Source organism: Photobacterium sp. (genome assembly GCF_033720175.1).
Lineage (GTDB): Bacteria > Pseudomonadota > Gammaproteobacteria > Enterobacterales > Vibrionaceae > Photobacterium.
Map to the genome: position 1 here is coordinate 109,148 of NZ_JAWWDA010000008.1, position 15,648 is coordinate 124,795.

The window sequence follows — 15,648 nt, forward strand, 5'->3', positions numbered from 1 at the left end:
GTTAAGTGATACTTATGTATCAAGATAAGCTAATGGATGTTCTGCATCAGACCACAAGGGTGTAAATAAGGTATCAATCACAGACGGATCGACTTCTTCAACCGTTTTGAACTTCCAGTTCGGTTCGTCGCATTTATCAATGAGCCGAGCCCGGACACCCTCTTCAAATTCACCGAGTAATCCACAGCGAACGGATATTGTTAGTTCAAGTTTGAAGCATTCGGCCAGTGATAACTTTTGATATTGAGTTAACTGCCTGAAACATATATGAGCCGTAATAGGGCTGCCTGAAGCTAATGTCGCTTTAGCGGTTTCCAACCAGCGCCCCATCCCATCAATCGCTGCGATCTGCTGACAAATCACATTAAGATCAACACCGCTGCATGCCGCCTGAATTTGTGCAAAGTAAGGAATAAGCTGACTGGCCGGATACTGACGAACGGCTGATTTACCCAAATTATCAAGTAACTCAGTCACCAGTGTGTGGCTGTCTTCAACACTATGCCAGGGACTTGTCTGTAATTGCTGCAACACCATGTGTTTGTGTTCTGGCAATAACAAATGATCGGTAAGCTTGAGATCTAACGCGTCACTGGCATTGACTGGTGCGCCAGTTAAAGCAAGGAACAAACCAATTCCAGACGGTAACTGATTCAAAAACCAGGTTCCCCCCACATCGGGGTACAAACCAATACTGATTTCAGGCATCGCGAGACGAGCTTTAGGGGTTGTTACCCTGTGACTGGCGCCAATATATAAGCCGACCCCTCCCCCCATAATAATCCCGTCACCCCAGACGATAAGGGGTTTTCGATAGCGATGGATCAAGTAATCACAGCCATATTCCACGGCGAAATACTCAGTGAGAAACGCCTGCGCGATGCTGACTTCTGTTTCACTTTTATTGACTTTATTATTGACTTTATTTAGCGAGTCAGCCTGCATGGCATGGTACATGGCGCGTACATCGCCCCCGGCACAGAAGGCCTTTTCTCCCGCACCGGCAAGGAACACACAAACAATGTCATCATCGGCCTGCCATTGCTCTAGTTTTTCTTTCAGTTGCTTTAGCATATCCAGAGTGAGTGCATTGAGCGATGCCGTATTATCGAGCTCTGCCACGCCAATTCTATGGCCACTGCTGCAATCCAATTCTGTAAAACTGACCTTTCCTGTCATGCCGTCTCCAACCTCTTAATATACTGTCTTTTTTAATTCAAACTCTTTTCAGTCTAATTGAAATGTATGACAATGTTCTACTGTTTAGATTCCGTAGAAGTTTGTTCCTCACTTTATGGTATGACGAAACTGGTTTACTGAACTCGTCAAAACGTCAGTGATGTAGTACTAATAAATATCTCTACCGATTTTTCCAGTTTGGCGGACGTTTTTGCAAAAAGGCCTGTATCCCTTCGGTTTGATCCTCGGTATCGAACAGACGGACAAACAGTTCCCGTTCTTTCATCAGGCCATGTTGCAACGGTGCGCTGCGGCAATTTTGAATTAATGCCTTGCAGGCAGCCACCGATGACGGAGATTGATTTGCCACCGATTCGGCCAGCTTTATCGCGGCTTCCAAGCCTTTTCCTTGCGCCACAACCTCTTCGACTAATCGAATATTACGTGCTTGTTCGGCAGTAACTTGCTCGCCGCACAAAATAATACGCTTTGCCCAGCCTTCACCGACCAGCCAGGCCAGATTTTGCGTTCCGCCCGCACAGGGCAACAAGCCGACTTTTGCCTCTGGTAATGCCATTATGGCTTGTTGTTCGGCGATCCGAATATCACATGCCAGTGCCACTTCTAACCCCCCGCCCATGGCATAACCGTTAATAGCGGCGATTGACACCCCCCGGAATGCTGATAAGGTTTCAAACGCTTCGCCAAAACAACGTGCCATGTCGCCCGCTATCGCTTTATCGCCGTCAGCAAACAGCTTAAGATCTGCACCTGCCGAAAAAAACTTGTCTCCCTGACCGGTGATCACCAAGGCATACACCTTTTTTATATCATTCAAAGAATGTATTACGGTTTTTAGCGCTTTCAGGCTGTCTGCCGTCCAGGTATTTGCCGGCGGGTTATTCATGGTGATCACCGCCACATGGTTATTAACTTCAACCTCTAGCGTGGTCTGAACCAAGCCTTCATTTCCTGACATGAGCTTTCTCCAAGTAATACCCGATTAAAACAACTCGCAGCCTTCGCGAAGCAGCCGACGGGCAATGATCAGGCGCATAATTTCATTGGTGCCTTCAAGAATTTGATGCACCCGGACATCACGAAAATAACGTTCAAGGGGATATTCCTTGATATAGCCATAGCCCCCATACAGTTGCAGCGCCTGATCACAGACTGTGAACCCGACATCGGTCGCAAAGCGTTTAGCCATCGCGCAATACGCCGTTGCTTCCGGATCCTGGCGATCTAGCTTACTGGCGGCATACCGTACCAATTGTCTTGCCGCGACCAATTCAGTTGCCATATCCGCGATTTTAAATTGCAGCCCCTGAAACTGAGCCAGGCTTTTGCCAAATTGTTTTCGCTCAGTCATGTATTGCTTTGCCTGGTTTAATGCTTGCTGGGCCGTACCGACAGAGCAGGTCGCAATGTTAATTCGTCCGCCATCAAGCCCCTTCATGGCAAATTTGAAGCCTTCTCCTTCCTGCCCTAACAAGTTGCGGGCGGGTATCGCCACACTTTCAAATGTGATGGCCCGGGTCGGCTGACTGTTCCAGCCCAGTTTGGGCTCTTTCCGTCCATAGTGGATCCCTTTGGCATCGGCTGGCACGATGAAAGCAGAGATGCCTTTAGCATTGGCATTTTCAGGCCTAACATCATCCGTTCTTGCCATCACCACCAGCACGTCCGTTTCACCCGCACCGGAAATGAAGGTTTTCGCGCCATTAAGAATGTATTCTTCGCCGTTACGCTTAGCCGAGGTCGTCAGCGATGCGGCGTCTGAACCGGCTTCAGGCTCGGTTAAGCAATACGAAGCCAGCCAGTCTCCTGCGATCAATTGCGGACAATACTCCGCACAGGCCTCGTCAGTAGCAAAGCTGGCAATCATCCAGGTCACCATGTTATGGATGGTCATGAATGCGGTGGTTGACGTGCAGCCCATCGCGAGTTGCTCGAAAACAATTGAGGCATCTAACCTGCTAAGGGCTAACCCACCTTGGATCGCCGGGGTATAAAGGCTGAGAAAACCCAGCTCACCCGCTTCTTTCAGTACCTCCTTCGGGAAGATCTGTTTCTCGTCCCATTCAGCGGCCATCGGACTAAGCCGTTCAGTTGCAAACTGGCGCGCTGTTTGGGCGAAGGCGCGTTGATCTTGATTCAGCTCAAAGTCCATAACTGTCTCCCATACCTAACCACTTAACTACTTCAGCTGAATAGTCAGATTCGGCCCGGTCGAAATATCGTCATCAAACCAGCGCGCGGTAACGGTTTTGGTTTCGGTATAAAAGCGTACAGCCTGCTTTCCGTAAGCATGTAAATCACCATAAAAACTGCCTTTCCAGCCGGTAAACGAAAAGAAAGGAAGAGGAACAGGAATAGGGACATTTATACCGACCTGGCCGACCTCAATTTCATGCTGATATTTTCTGGCCGCCGCACCGCTGGCCGTAAAAATGGATGTCCCATTACCATACGGATTGGCATTGACCAAAGCGATGGCCTCTTCAAGACTATCGACTTCCAGACAGATCAATACCGGGCCAAAGATTTCCTGCTGATAAACCGACATTTCCGTTGTGACCCCACTAAACAGCGTTGGTCCCACCCAGTTACCTTTCGGATATCCCTCGACGCCACATTGGCTTCCATCAAGTTCACATACTGCCCCTTGATCTTTGCCTTGTTGGATAAGATGTAGCACTCGGTCTTTCGCTAGCGGGCTGATCAAAGGGCCGAATCCGGCACAAGCATCATTCCACACACCCGGTTTTACTTTTGCCATCGCCTTTTTCAAATCAGCGATCCAGCTTTTATCCCGGCCCACAAACACTGCGACAGAGATTGCCATACAACGCTGTCCGGCCGCACCAACCGATGATCCCACCAAATTATTGATCACTTGTTCTCTGTTCGCATCTGGCATGATCACCATATGATTTTTGGCACCAGCAAAGGCCTGAACCCGTTTTAGGTTATGGGTGCCGGTTTGATAAATATAGCGGGCAACGGGAACCGAGCCGACGAATGACACGGTGCGGATATCAGGGTGTGACAGTAAATAATCGACCTGCTCTTTCTTGCCATGGACTATCTGCAGGATACCTTTGGGAGCACCCGCTTGCTCAAACAGTTCAGCCAGCCGCACCGAAGTTAATGGCACTTGCTCAGAAGGCTTCAACACAAAGGTATTACCGCAGGCAATCGCTATCGGAAACATCCATAACGGGATCATGGCCGGAAAGTTGAACGGTGTGATGCCGCAGCAAACACCCAAGGGCTGAGTGACTGAATAGGTATCAATGCCCTCGGCTACATTTTCAACCATTTCCCCCATCATCTGGCTGGCTATATTGGCGGCCTGCTCTACCACTTCAATACCACGCCAAACATCCCCTTTGGCATCGGCAATAACCTTCCCGGTCTCTTGAGACACAATATTGGCCAGCTCATCATGATGTTCTTTTAGCAGCTGCTGATACCTGAGCATGAGCCTGGCCCGATCGGACACTGCAACGTCTTTCCATTGCAAAAATGCTTGGGCGGCACTTGCAACAGCCTCTGACACTTCCGCTTCTGTCGCGCAAGGCAGGTTGGCGATAATGTCATTGCTGGCCGGATTGGTAACGTGAATCCACTGCTTTGATACAGATTGACGAAACTCGCCGTTAATAAAGAGAGGAACAGGCTGAATCATGGTCATTTCCTTACATTGTTACACTGTTACGGAATTTCAATACCGATGGCTGTTGCTTCCCCGCCACCAATGCACAGCGATGCAACACCTCGCACTGGCCTGTTAACAGCAGATAATGACTGTAATTGCTTCAATGCATAAATCAGGCTTACCAGTATTCTGGCCCCACTGGCACCGATAGGATGGCCCAGCGCACATGCCCCCCCTTTGATGTTCACTTTACTGGCTGCCAGACCGAGTTTCTGCACCGCTATTTGGGTGACGACCGCAAAGGCTTCATTAATTTCCCAAAGGTCGACTTCATCAATCGACCAATCGAGCGACGACAATAGCTGCCTGATGGCAAAAGCAGGGGCAAGGGTAAATTCAGAGGGTTGACGGGCATGAGAGGCATGCCCTTTGATAATCGCGAGCGGAACTAATCCCAGTTCTTTGGCCATATTGGCATCCATGAGAACTAATGCTGCTGCGCCATCAGAAATAGCACTGGAATTCGCCGCCGTCACAGTGCCATGCTTTGCAAACGCTGGTTTCAGTGTCGGTATTTTATCGGTACTGATTTCTCCGGGGTGCTCATCACGGTCAATAATCACCTCATGATGTTTGGTCAAAACAGGGACAGGAACAATTTCATCAGCAAAAAGATGGTGTTTTTGCGCATCTAATGCGCGTTGAACCGACATCGTTGCCCACTCATCCATTTGCAAGCGGGTGAAACCCAGCTTATCTGCTACCTGCTGGGCATAGACACCCATCAGTTCTCCCTCATAGGCATCTTCCAGGCCATCTAAGAACATATGATCGTATGTTGTTCGATGCCCTAACCGCATCCCGCTGCGCGCTTCTTTCAGCAAATAAGGCGCATTGGTCATGCTTTCCATCCCCCCCGCAATCGCCGCCTGAATCCCCCCCGCCTTAATCAGATCATGTGCCAGCATCACCGATTTCATACCGGAGCCACACACTTTATTGATGGTGGTACAACCTGTCGAATAGGGTAAACCGGCATGGATTGCAGCCTGACGAGCCGGTGCCTGGCCACACCCGGCAGGCAGCACACATCCCATAAAAACTTCTTCGATAGACTCAGGAGGGAGCGATATCGCATCCAGCACGCTCCTGATGGCATGCTGTCCGAGTTGCGGTGCTGACAAGGTTTTGAACTGCCCCTGAAAACTGCCTAGCGGGGTTCTCTTCGCCGATACAATCCAGATTGTTCTTTCCATCACTTCGCCCTCTCTGACGACAGCAATCAAACAATATTTTAAGTCACTAATCCAAACTGCGATTTCTTGACCTTTTCGTAAGCATAGCACTAACATTTACGTAAACGTTAAGAAACAAACCAGCAATGCCATCCGGTATGGTTATGACCCAGATCGGCACAGCGACGTACCAAAGCGTTTCCAATCCCCATGCAGATCCGAGGGCATCATAAGGTGGAGACTTGCAAAATAAGCGAACTGGCAAAAGAGTTCGATATCACCACCCGAAGCATCCGTTTTTATGAGGATATGGGGCTGCTGCATCCTGCCCGGCGCGGCAATATCCGAATTTATCAGCGTCGAGATAAAATCAGGCTCAAACTGATCCTGCGCGGTAAACGATTAGGCTTCTCGTTAGCTGAAATCCGAGAGCTGTTCGAACTGTACGATACCAATCAAAGCGATACTCAGCTGAACCAGATGCTGACCATTATTGACCGCAAGCAAATGACCTTACAACGCCAGTTAGACGATATTGCTGTGGTGATGAGCGAACTCAGTACAGCCCGCGAGCGCTGTCAGCTGGCACTGGATAGATCAAAGCCAGAATAGTGCGCTCCCTTAGACATCAACACCGCATCATAAGCTTGGTACAACCAGGAGATGTTATGAAAATTGCTTATACCCCCCTTAATTTTGGCCTTGGTGAAACGATTGATATGCTTCGCGAGCAAGTGAATGCTTTTGCAGCCCATACAATTGTTCCAATGGCAGCCAAGATCGACCGGGATAATCAATTCCCGAACCATTTATGGCCTATGCTCGGTGAGATGGGTTTACTGGGTGTTACCGTCAGCGAAGAGTATGGCGGTGCCGACATGGGGTATTTGACACATGTAGTTGTGATGGAAGAGATAAGCCGAGCCTCAGCCTCTGTCGGGTTAAGTTATGCCGCCCATTCCAACTTGTGTGTAAACCAAATTTACCGCCATGGTACTGCAGAGCAATGTACCAAGTACCTGCCAGGTCTGATTGATGGCAATCAAATTGGCGCGCTGGCCATGAGTGAGGCGAATGCCGGATCGGATGTGATCGGCATGCAGCTCAAAGCGCAGCTGGTCGGTAACCGCTACATTCTGAACGGCACTAAAATGTGGATCACCAATGGTCCGGACGCCCACACTTTGGTGGTTTACGCCAAAACGGATCCCGAGGCCGAATCCCACGGTATTACCGCTTTCATTATCGAGCGCGACTTCAAAGGTTTCAGCCATGCACAAAAACTCGACAAGCTGGGAATGCGCGGTTCAAACACCTGCGAACTGGTATTCAAGAACTGCGAAGTACCCAAAGAGAATGTTCTTGGCGAAGTCGATCATGGCGTGAAAATTTTAATGAGTGGCCTTGATTACGAGCGCGTCGTGCTAGCTGCCGGTCCTCTTGGCATTATGCAAGCCTGCTTAGACTTAGTCGTGCCTTATATCCATGACCGTAAACAGTTTGGCCGTTCTATTGGTGAATTTCAGCTGGTCCAGGCCAAAGTCGCTGACATGTATACCCGCATGAATGCCGCCCGATCTTATGTGTATGCCGTTGCCGCTGCCTGTGACCGGGGCGAAACGACCCGCAAAGATGCCGCCGGCGTGATCCTCTTTAGCGCCGAACAGGCCACCCGACTCGCGCTGGATACCATTCAGTTACTGGGGGGCAATGGCTATATCAATGAGTTTCCGGCAGGACGATTACTGCGGGATGCCAAGCTTTACGAAATAGGCGCAGGGACTTCTGAGATCAGACGGATGCTGATTGGCCGTGAACTGTTTAAAGAATCGCAATAATAACGGTTCACGATAACACTACTTTCCATAAGGACGAGTATGGCAATTATTCAAAGTAAGGTTCAGCCACTGGATCCTCAGTTTGTCGAAAATCATCAGGCAATGACCGCGCTGGTCGATAACTTACGGTCCAATCTCCATGTCATTATGCAAGGCGGCGGCAAAGCGGCTCTCGCTCGCCAAAGAGAAAAAGGCAAACTTCCGGTGCGGGAGAGAATTGATAAATTACTCGATACCGGCTCCCCTTTTTTGGAAATCAGTCAGTTTGCTGCCTGGAATGTTTACGACGAGCCGATCCCTTGTGCCGGTGTGGTCGCGGGCATCGGTCAGGTTGAAGGCATTGAATGTATGATCATCGCCAACGATCCATCGGTCAAAGGCGGCACCTATTATCCTCTAACCGTGAAAAAACACCTTCGTGCGCAGGAAATCGCCGAGCGGTGCCATCTGCCCACTGTCTATTTAGTCGATTCCGGTGGCGCAAATTTGCCTCATCAAGCCGACGTTTTTCCCGATAGGGACCATTTCGGCCGCATTTTCTATAATCAGGCTCGGATGTCAGCCAAGGGTATTCCGCAAATCGCCGTTGTGCTTGGCCTCTGTACCGCCGGCGGTGCTTATGTTCCGGCAATGGCAGATGTGTCGATCATCGTAAAAGAGCAAGGAACAATTTTTCTGGCGGGCCCGCCGCTGGTAAAAGCCGCAACGGGTGAGGTTGTGACGGCCGAAGCACTCGGTGGCGCCGATGTGCACTGCAGGACATCGGGCGTGGCTGATTACTACGCCGAAAACGAACCCCATGCCCTCGCCCTTACCCGACAGGCGATTGCCAGCACCAATACACCAAAGCTTAAGCCACCGGAAAAAACCATTGTTCCGCCGCAGTATGCTGCCGATGAACTCTACGGCATTGTCGGGACAAACCTGCGCCAGCCTTTTGATATCCGGGAAGTGATTGCCCGTATTGTCGATGATTCCGACTTGGATGAATTCAAAGCCTTATACGGTAGCACGCTGATCTGCGGATTTGCTCATTTGCACGGTCACCCTATCGGTATCGTTGCGAACAACGGCATTCTGTTTTCAGAGTCCGCCCTGAAAGGCGCGCACTTTATTGAATTATGTACCAAGCGAAAGATCCCGCTGCTTTTTCTCCAGAACATTACCGGCTTCATGGTCGGGAAAAAATACGAATCTGAAGGTATCGCTAAACACGGTGCGAAAATGGTGATGGCTGTCGCCTGTGCTGATGTACCTAAATTCACCGTGATTGTCGGAGGCTCATATGGCGCGGGCAACTACGGTATGTGTGGCCGGGCCTATAATCCCACAATGATGTGGATGTGGCCGAATGCCCGGATATCTGTGATGGGCGGTGAACAAGCTGCCGGCGTGATGGCGCAAGTCACCCGCGATGTCAAAGCCCGTAACGGGGAAATATGGAGTGACGATGAAGAGTCAGCCTTTAAACAGCCGATTGTCACACTCTATGACGCCCAGGGGCATCCCTACTTTGCCAGTGCCCGACTATGGGATGACGGTATTATCGACCCCAAGCAAACCAGAGATGTGGTTGGACTCGCGCTGTCAGCGGCATTGCGGGCTCCGATCCCAGAGAGCCAGTTTGGTATTTTCCGCATGTAAACGGGAGGAGGTGTAATGAAAGAGCACGAAACCGCCGATCAGGCCCAAGAAGTATTATGCGCCGTCGATGAAAAGGGCATTGCAACCCTGACCTTAAACCGGACCAGCAAACATAATGCTTTTGATGATGTTGTCATTCAGGCGCTACTCGATCATCTGGACAGATTAAAAAATGATCCCACCGTGTACGTTCTGGTATTACGCGCTATTGGTAAACACTTTTCAACGGGGGCCGATCTGAACTGGATGAGATCAATGGCCAAGAAAAGTGTCGAAGAAAACCGCCAAGACGCCAAGCAACTTGCGCAACTCATGCATGTGTTAGATACCTTTCCTCACCCGACCATTGCACTGGTGCACGGCAGTGCATTTGGCGGCGCTTTGGGGCTAATTTGCTGTTGCGATATTGCCATCGCCAGCTCTGACGCACTGTTTTGTCTCAGTGAGGTTAAGCTAGGGTTAATTCCGGCCACCATTAGCCCCTATGTCTGCCGGGCGATGGGGGTCAGACAGGCCCGACGCTATATGCTGACGGCGGAGCATTTTGACGCAGCAACAGCGCGGCAATTGAATATCATTCATATTGTCACGGATACGCTCAACGGTGCGTTAGAAAAACAACTCACCCGCTTAACCCAAACGATTCTTACCAATAGCCCCAATGCAATGACAAGAGCCAAACAGTTATGCCATGTCTGTGAACATAACGCGATAGACTCTGAACTGAGAACACTGACCAGCGATTTGATCGCGGAGATCCGCAGCTCTGAACAAGGACAAGAAGGGGTCAATGCTTTCTTTGAAAAGCGCCCCCCCGCATGGAGTGGCAAAAATGAGTAAGCCATCAGATCCGACAGTGATCAATCGTGCTCAGCCACCACAGTCTGTTAATGCAGCAGAGACGGTGAAACTCAGTGTGATCAGAAAAATAAACCGTCTTCTGATTGCTAACCGAGGCGAAATTGCCTGTCGAATTATCGCCACCGCCCGACGTTTACATATCGAAACAGTTGCGGTGTATTCCGATGCCGATCGCAATGCCAAGCATGTTTCCATGGCAGATCAGGCGATGTGTATTGGGCCATCAGCAGCCCGTGGATCATACCTGAACATCAATGCATTATTGGCTGCAGCAAACGCAGCCCATGTTGATGCCATTCATCCCGGCTACGGTTTTTTATCAGAAAATGCGGGATTTGCCGAGGCTTGCCACAAACAAGGGTTCCTCTTTATTGGCCCATCCGCCGAATCAATCAATACCATGGGCTCCAAATCAGACGCCAAAAATATCATGGAAAAAGCCAACGTTCCGCTGATCCCCGGTTATCACGGCGATAGCAACCAGCCGGAGATATTACTGCAGCAAGCAGAGAAAATCGGTTATCCCGTATTATTAAAGGCGGCACTGGGTGGTGGCGGCAAAGGCATGCGCATTGTTAATGTCGGCGCTGAAATGCTTGAAGCGATAGCCAGCGCCAAGCGTGAAGCGATGGCGGCCTTTGGGGATGATCATCTTTTGATTGAAAAATACCTGATAAATCCAAGGCATATTGAAGTTCAAATTTTTGCCGATCAGCATGGAAACACCGTTTACCTGTTAGATCGCGACTGCTCTATTCAACGTCGCCACCAAAAAATCGTCGAAGAAGCACCGGCTCCTGGATTGAGTGAATCACTCCGGCGACAAATGGGGGAAGCTGCGGTTAATGCCGCTCGGGCCATTAACTATACCGGAGCCGGAACCATCGAATTCCTGCTTGAACAGTCAAAAAGCGATCCATCAGGGAGCAATCACGGCAGTCAGTTCTACTTTATGGAAATGAATACCCGCTTGCAGGTCGAGCACCCCGTAACGGAACTCATTACCGGGCAAGATTTAGTCGAGTGGCAAATCAGGGTTGCAGAAGGTCACCCGCTTCCCCTTCACCAGCACCAGATAGTACCGAAAGGAAATGCAATGGAAGTCCGAGTCTATGCCGAAGATCCGGATAACGGCTTCCTCCCCGAGGTAGGCACCATCACGTACCTGCGTGAACCCGAGCCAAATAAACATCTTCGGATTGATTCTGGCATTCAGAATGGTGACACTGTCACCAGTTATTATGACCCAATGCTTGCAAAAGTTATCTCCTGGGGAGAAAACCGAACCGCTGCGATTTATCACCTTAAGCAGGCCTTAGCACAGTACCGGCTGATCGGCTTGAAATCCAATATCCAGTATCTCCACCGATTAGTGAGCCACCCCGCCTTTGCACGTGAAGAGATCAGTACAGCCTTTATTGAACAACATCAGAATGCTCTGCTGGATCAAAATTCTGCAATGATTGAACTAACAACCATTCAACCTGATACTGTCCCCGCTGTTTTGATAGCGAAATCTTTATTGTTTTCTGCTGTTTACTTATTGCAACTGCAACAAAAAATACCGCTCGGTTCACCTCAACCTTGCTCGCTTCAATCCTATCGTCAGGTTCAATCACCATGGGCAATAGTGGGATGGCGCATGAATCAACCCGCGTCACAAACCGTCTGCTTGCAAGACCGTGATGGGCATCTCTTTGAACTGACATTTGAGCTTAGCGAACAACCGGAAAAACTGACCTCAGATCTAAAACTTATCCGTGTAAAAACAAACAGCCAGCAACACCGAGTCAGTCCGCTCACCATTACGCACATTCCGCGAAGAAATACACATTCACCGAATCAAATGGTGGTTGAGCTTTGCCAGCGCATTAATGCCATCCAACAACAAGAGAAATTCACCGTAATCCAGACCCATAACCAGATCGATATTTTCTATCAGGCCAATCATGACACTTACTGCTCTGTGGTGAACGGTTACATCGCAAAGGAACAGAAGGATAAAAAAGAGCCACTCACACAAGCACCAATGAATGGGGTCATATCCGCCATTTACTGTAAGGCCGGAGAGAAAGTTAATAAAGATCAGCCGCTTCTCATCATTGAAGCGATGAAGATGGAATATACCGTCAAAGCGCCGTACGACGGCGTTATTGAATCTGTCCGCTTCACCACCGGTGATCAAGTCGAGCATGGCCAGCAACTGCTCAACATTGAGCGAACGGTAAACACACAATGAGCGTGCTACCTGAATATGTCACCCTAGTGGAAGTGGGTGCCAGAGACGGCCTTCAGAATGAACAACGCGTCAGCACTGACGATAAAGTCATGCTTATTAATCAATTGTCAGAAACAGGATTAAGCCATATCGAAGCGGGTTCATTTGTCTCTGCCAAATGGGTACCGCAGATGGCCGATTCTAATCAGGTCTTACAGCAAATCGCCAGAAAGCCAAATATTGTATATTCTGCCCTGACACCAAACATTCAAGGATTCGAGCAGGCGCTGGAAGCAGGGGCCGATCAAGTCGCTATATTTACCTCTTCCTCTGAAGGCTTTTGCCATAAAAACATCCATTGCTCAATAGCAGAAAGCCTGGAACGATTTGCGCCGCTGATGGAGCTTGCCCGAGGTAATGGGATCCCGGTACGTGGTTATTTATCTTGTGTTGTCGATTGCCCTTATGACGGTCCAACGCCCCCCGCAAAGGTTGCTGCTGTCGCAAGAGTATTGATTGAGTTGGGATGCTATGAAATCTCGCTCGGTGACACCATCGGTACAGGTACCCCGCTTCGTATTGCCAGAATGTTGGAGGCAGTAAACCAGCACATTCCCATACATCAGTTAGCAGTACACTTTCATGACACCTGGGGACAGGCATTAGCCAATATTTACCAGGCATTAAGCATGGGGGTAAATGTTATCGACGCCAGTGTTGCAGGTTTAGGTGGTTGTCCGTATGCCAGCGGAGCCAGTGGAAATGTCGCCACAGAAGACGTGATTTATCTTTGTGAAGGCTTAGGGATAAAAACAGGTGTAGATCTAAATAGAATGGCACAAGCAGGATGGCAGATTTGCAGCAAATTAAACAAACAGCCCGCATCAAAAGTATCACTCGCTTTGCTTGCGCGAAACCAATATAGAAAAGACACCAATAAAAAAGGGCGGTAACTCCCCTCTGGATCAGTCGCTACCACCCAAAAGCTAAGCAACCCATTTCGTTACCAGCATATAAACTGCATATTAATAAGACCGTAGAAAACGTTGCTCGGCTTCCAGTTCAATTACCGAACGCCAGAGATCCTGCTCTCTTACCCTTTGTTTATCCAAACCATGCCGGATACCTTCTACCGTGAGTTCATCTAGCGGTCCTATATATTGCTCTGCGTGAGTTGAAAATATTGTCCTGAATTCTTCTATTGTGGGTAATCTATTATTATCCTCTTCAAAATCTTCAAAGATATCATTAACAGTCAATGAGATATCACGTTTAATTCCATCAAGATCTGAACTGACCATCTTATCCTCACTGATAATTTAACAATACAAAAAAGCTTTGCATTGATGTACAGGTTTAGATTAAATTTAATTGTAGTAGAATTTTTATGACATGATTATCATTGATTCAATTTAATTTTAAGTTCATATATAATAAGGAAAATGTTTTAGACATTTCAGGCCAGAACAAAAAATAACATAAAAAAGCTCTTCTTTTGCGGTCAAATTGTCTTATTTTGAGACCAACAGTCTATGCGCTTCTATACTTAAGTTAGTATGACAATGAAATATATAGATTTTTGATGAGACTATCAGATGGTAACTGAATCGTGTTCGTACATTAGAAGTGCACCGTTGAATAATCGTTTTAAACGAGTATCGCTCATGTGTTTTACGTTTCCCGCTTATCTCTTCTGTTCAGGCTTAGCTCATTCTAATACTATTTTAGAGCCCAATATTCATTTTTTGTCTAGTTCATTGGATATTGAACAGACTGAATACCAAGATGGGATTTTACTCAGCTGGCTAGACGAATCACAAGGCACCGTCTCTGATACAATCAATGAATATAGCACTTCAGTCGACCATTTCATTGGAAAGAAAGAAAATGAAGAGGCTTTAGTCAACCGCAGCTACTTACGGATTCGATTTAGACCAAGATACACTCACCGAGAGTATTTTGATTTTGATTCAAATGTTTACCTTAAACTAGATCTACCGCATACTAAAAAAAACTGGAAACTGATTCTTGAAACTGATCCCGATGATTATGACAGCCTCGAAAACAAGCAACGTGACATATCGGACAACAGCGAGAATGGAGTTGGAGGTGCTATCGGTGGTGTTAGTTTACAAGACAAGCCGCTGGGGCAATGGAAAGCCGACTATGGTATCGGCTTAAAGATAAAACTGCCACTGGATCCCTTTGTTAAAGCTAATCTGCGGCGTATAGATACATTAAGCGAAAACTGGACCACCCGAATTCACCAAGAGATATTCTATTATCACTCTAAAGGACCTGGATTATTAACGTCTCTTGATTTTTACTATGCCGTCAACAAAGAACACTCGAAAATAATAAAATCCGGCACCAGCGCCCAGTTTCTTGATTCTGATAATAATTGGGAGCTAGTTCAACAGGTTGAATATTATCACCGTATAAATGAAACGAATTCTATTGAATATTCGGTAGGTGCCAGCGCGGATACCGGAGGTGATAAAGAAAGCAAAAACTTTTGGTTATCCACATCATGGAAACAGCGTTTATATAAAGACTGGCTTTATTTAAAAATAAGCCCTGACATAAATTTCAAAAGTGATTTTGATTATAAAGTAAATCCTGGGATTATGATGGAATTAGAGCTATTTTTCTCTGTTAACGGCGATATAGATCGACTACATAAATACATCCCCAAACCAGAAAAGATCGAGTAAGAACGATAAAATAAAATATAAAGCCTTGTTAAATGGTAATTATTAATAATTTAATCTAATGCAATACTCACGTCTATCGTAAATGTATATGCAGATAGATCATCCAATCCAATTACGTACTCGCTTCTGCGTAACCGTGCCAGTTATGATTAAAAGCGCCCGACATACCAAGATGCATACGACCATATAGCTGATCATCAGGTTTTATAGTTATTGGTAATATTTCAGATGAAGACCCGCATACCCAAGTCACCTCAGGATGCGGATTCAAAGTGATACCCGCCAGTTCAGGATA

The 15,648-nt window shown here is 47.8% G+C and carries 13 protein-coding genes; 7 read left to right on the plus strand and 6 right to left on the minus strand.

Annotated elements, in window-relative coordinates:
* Positions 1-12: 12 nt before the first annotated feature.
* The 5 genes from R3289_RS11175 to R3289_RS11195 form a co-directional block, all read right to left on the minus strand.
* On the minus strand, positions 13-1,179 hold the full coding sequence (locus tag R3289_RS11175) for an enoyl-CoA hydratase/isomerase family protein (protein ID WP_318925581.1): 1,167 nt from the start codon (positions 1,177-1,179) through the stop codon (positions 13-15).
* Between the two features lie 181 nt (positions 1,180-1,360).
* On the minus strand, positions 1,361-2,158 hold the full coding sequence (locus R3289_RS11180) for an enoyl-CoA hydratase (protein WP_318925582.1): 798 nt from the start codon (positions 2,156-2,158) through the stop codon (positions 1,361-1,363).
* Positions 2,159-2,182: 24 nt separating this feature from the next.
* Positions 2,183-3,352 carry an acyl-CoA dehydrogenase family protein gene (locus R3289_RS11185; protein WP_318925583.1) on the minus strand — a complete coding sequence of 390 codons (1,170 nt, stop codon included), beginning with the start codon at positions 3,350-3,352 and terminating at the stop codon, positions 2,183-2,185.
* Between the two features lie 27 nt (positions 3,353-3,379).
* Positions 3,380-4,873 (minus strand): CoA-acylating methylmalonate-semialdehyde dehydrogenase, encoded by a 1,494-nt coding sequence (locus R3289_RS11190; protein WP_318925584.1) that lies wholly within the window; start codon positions 4,871-4,873, stop codon positions 3,380-3,382.
* A gap of 26 nt (positions 4,874-4,899) precedes the next feature.
* Positions 4,900-6,099: an acetyl-CoA C-acyltransferase gene (locus R3289_RS11195; protein WP_318925585.1), complete on the minus strand. Its 1,200-nt coding sequence runs from the start codon at positions 6,097-6,099 to the stop codon at positions 4,900-4,902.
* A gap of 213 nt (positions 6,100-6,312) precedes the next feature.
* Between R3289_RS11195 and R3289_RS11200 the strand changes: the two genes are divergently transcribed.
* The 6 genes from R3289_RS11200 to R3289_RS11225 are packed head-to-tail and all read left to right on the plus strand — an operon-like array spanning position 6,313 to position 13,592.
* Entirely contained in the window at positions 6,313-6,690 is a 378-nt protein-coding gene (locus R3289_RS11200; protein WP_318925586.1) for a MerR family DNA-binding transcriptional regulator, read from the plus strand.
* 56 nt (positions 6,691-6,746) lie between these two features.
* A complete protein-coding gene (locus tag R3289_RS11205) occupies positions 6,747-7,916 on the plus strand; it encodes an isovaleryl-CoA dehydrogenase (protein ID WP_318925587.1) in 1,170 nt (389 codons plus the stop codon).
* Positions 7,917-7,955: 39 nt separating this feature from the next.
* Entirely contained in the window at positions 7,956-9,560 is a 1,605-nt protein-coding gene (locus tag R3289_RS11210) for a carboxyl transferase domain-containing protein (protein WP_318925588.1), read from the plus strand.
* A 15-nt stretch (positions 9,561-9,575) separates the two neighbouring features.
* Entirely contained in the window at positions 9,576-10,400 is an 825-nt protein-coding gene (locus tag R3289_RS11215; RefSeq protein ID WP_318925589.1) for an enoyl-CoA hydratase-related protein, read from the plus strand.
* On the plus strand, positions 10,393-12,660 hold the full coding sequence (locus R3289_RS11220) for an acetyl/propionyl/methylcrotonyl-CoA carboxylase subunit alpha (RefSeq protein ID WP_318925590.1): 2,268 nt from the start codon (positions 10,393-10,395) through the stop codon (positions 12,658-12,660). The genes R3289_RS11215 and R3289_RS11220 overlap by 8 nt, the downstream gene beginning before the upstream one ends.
* Complete coding sequence (locus R3289_RS11225) at positions 12,657-13,592, plus strand: hydroxymethylglutaryl-CoA lyase (protein ID WP_318925591.1); 936 nt, start codon at positions 12,657-12,659, stop codon at positions 13,590-13,592. Before R3289_RS11220 ends, R3289_RS11225 begins: the two co-directional genes overlap by 4 nt.
* Positions 13,593-13,664: 72 nt before the next feature.
* On the opposite strand, the gene R3289_RS11230 is transcribed toward R3289_RS11225, so the two are convergent.
* A complete protein-coding gene (locus tag R3289_RS11230; RefSeq protein ID WP_318925592.1) occupies positions 13,665-13,940 on the minus strand; it encodes a hypothetical protein in 276 nt (91 codons plus the stop codon).
* A 333-nt stretch (positions 13,941-14,273) separates the two neighbouring features.
* Between R3289_RS11230 and R3289_RS11235 the strand changes: the two genes are divergently transcribed.
* Positions 14,274-15,353 carry a hypothetical protein gene (locus R3289_RS11235; protein ID WP_318925593.1) on the plus strand — a complete coding sequence of 360 codons (1,080 nt, stop codon included), beginning with the start codon at positions 14,274-14,276 and terminating at the stop codon, positions 15,351-15,353.
* Positions 15,354-15,648: the final 295 nt, after the last annotated feature.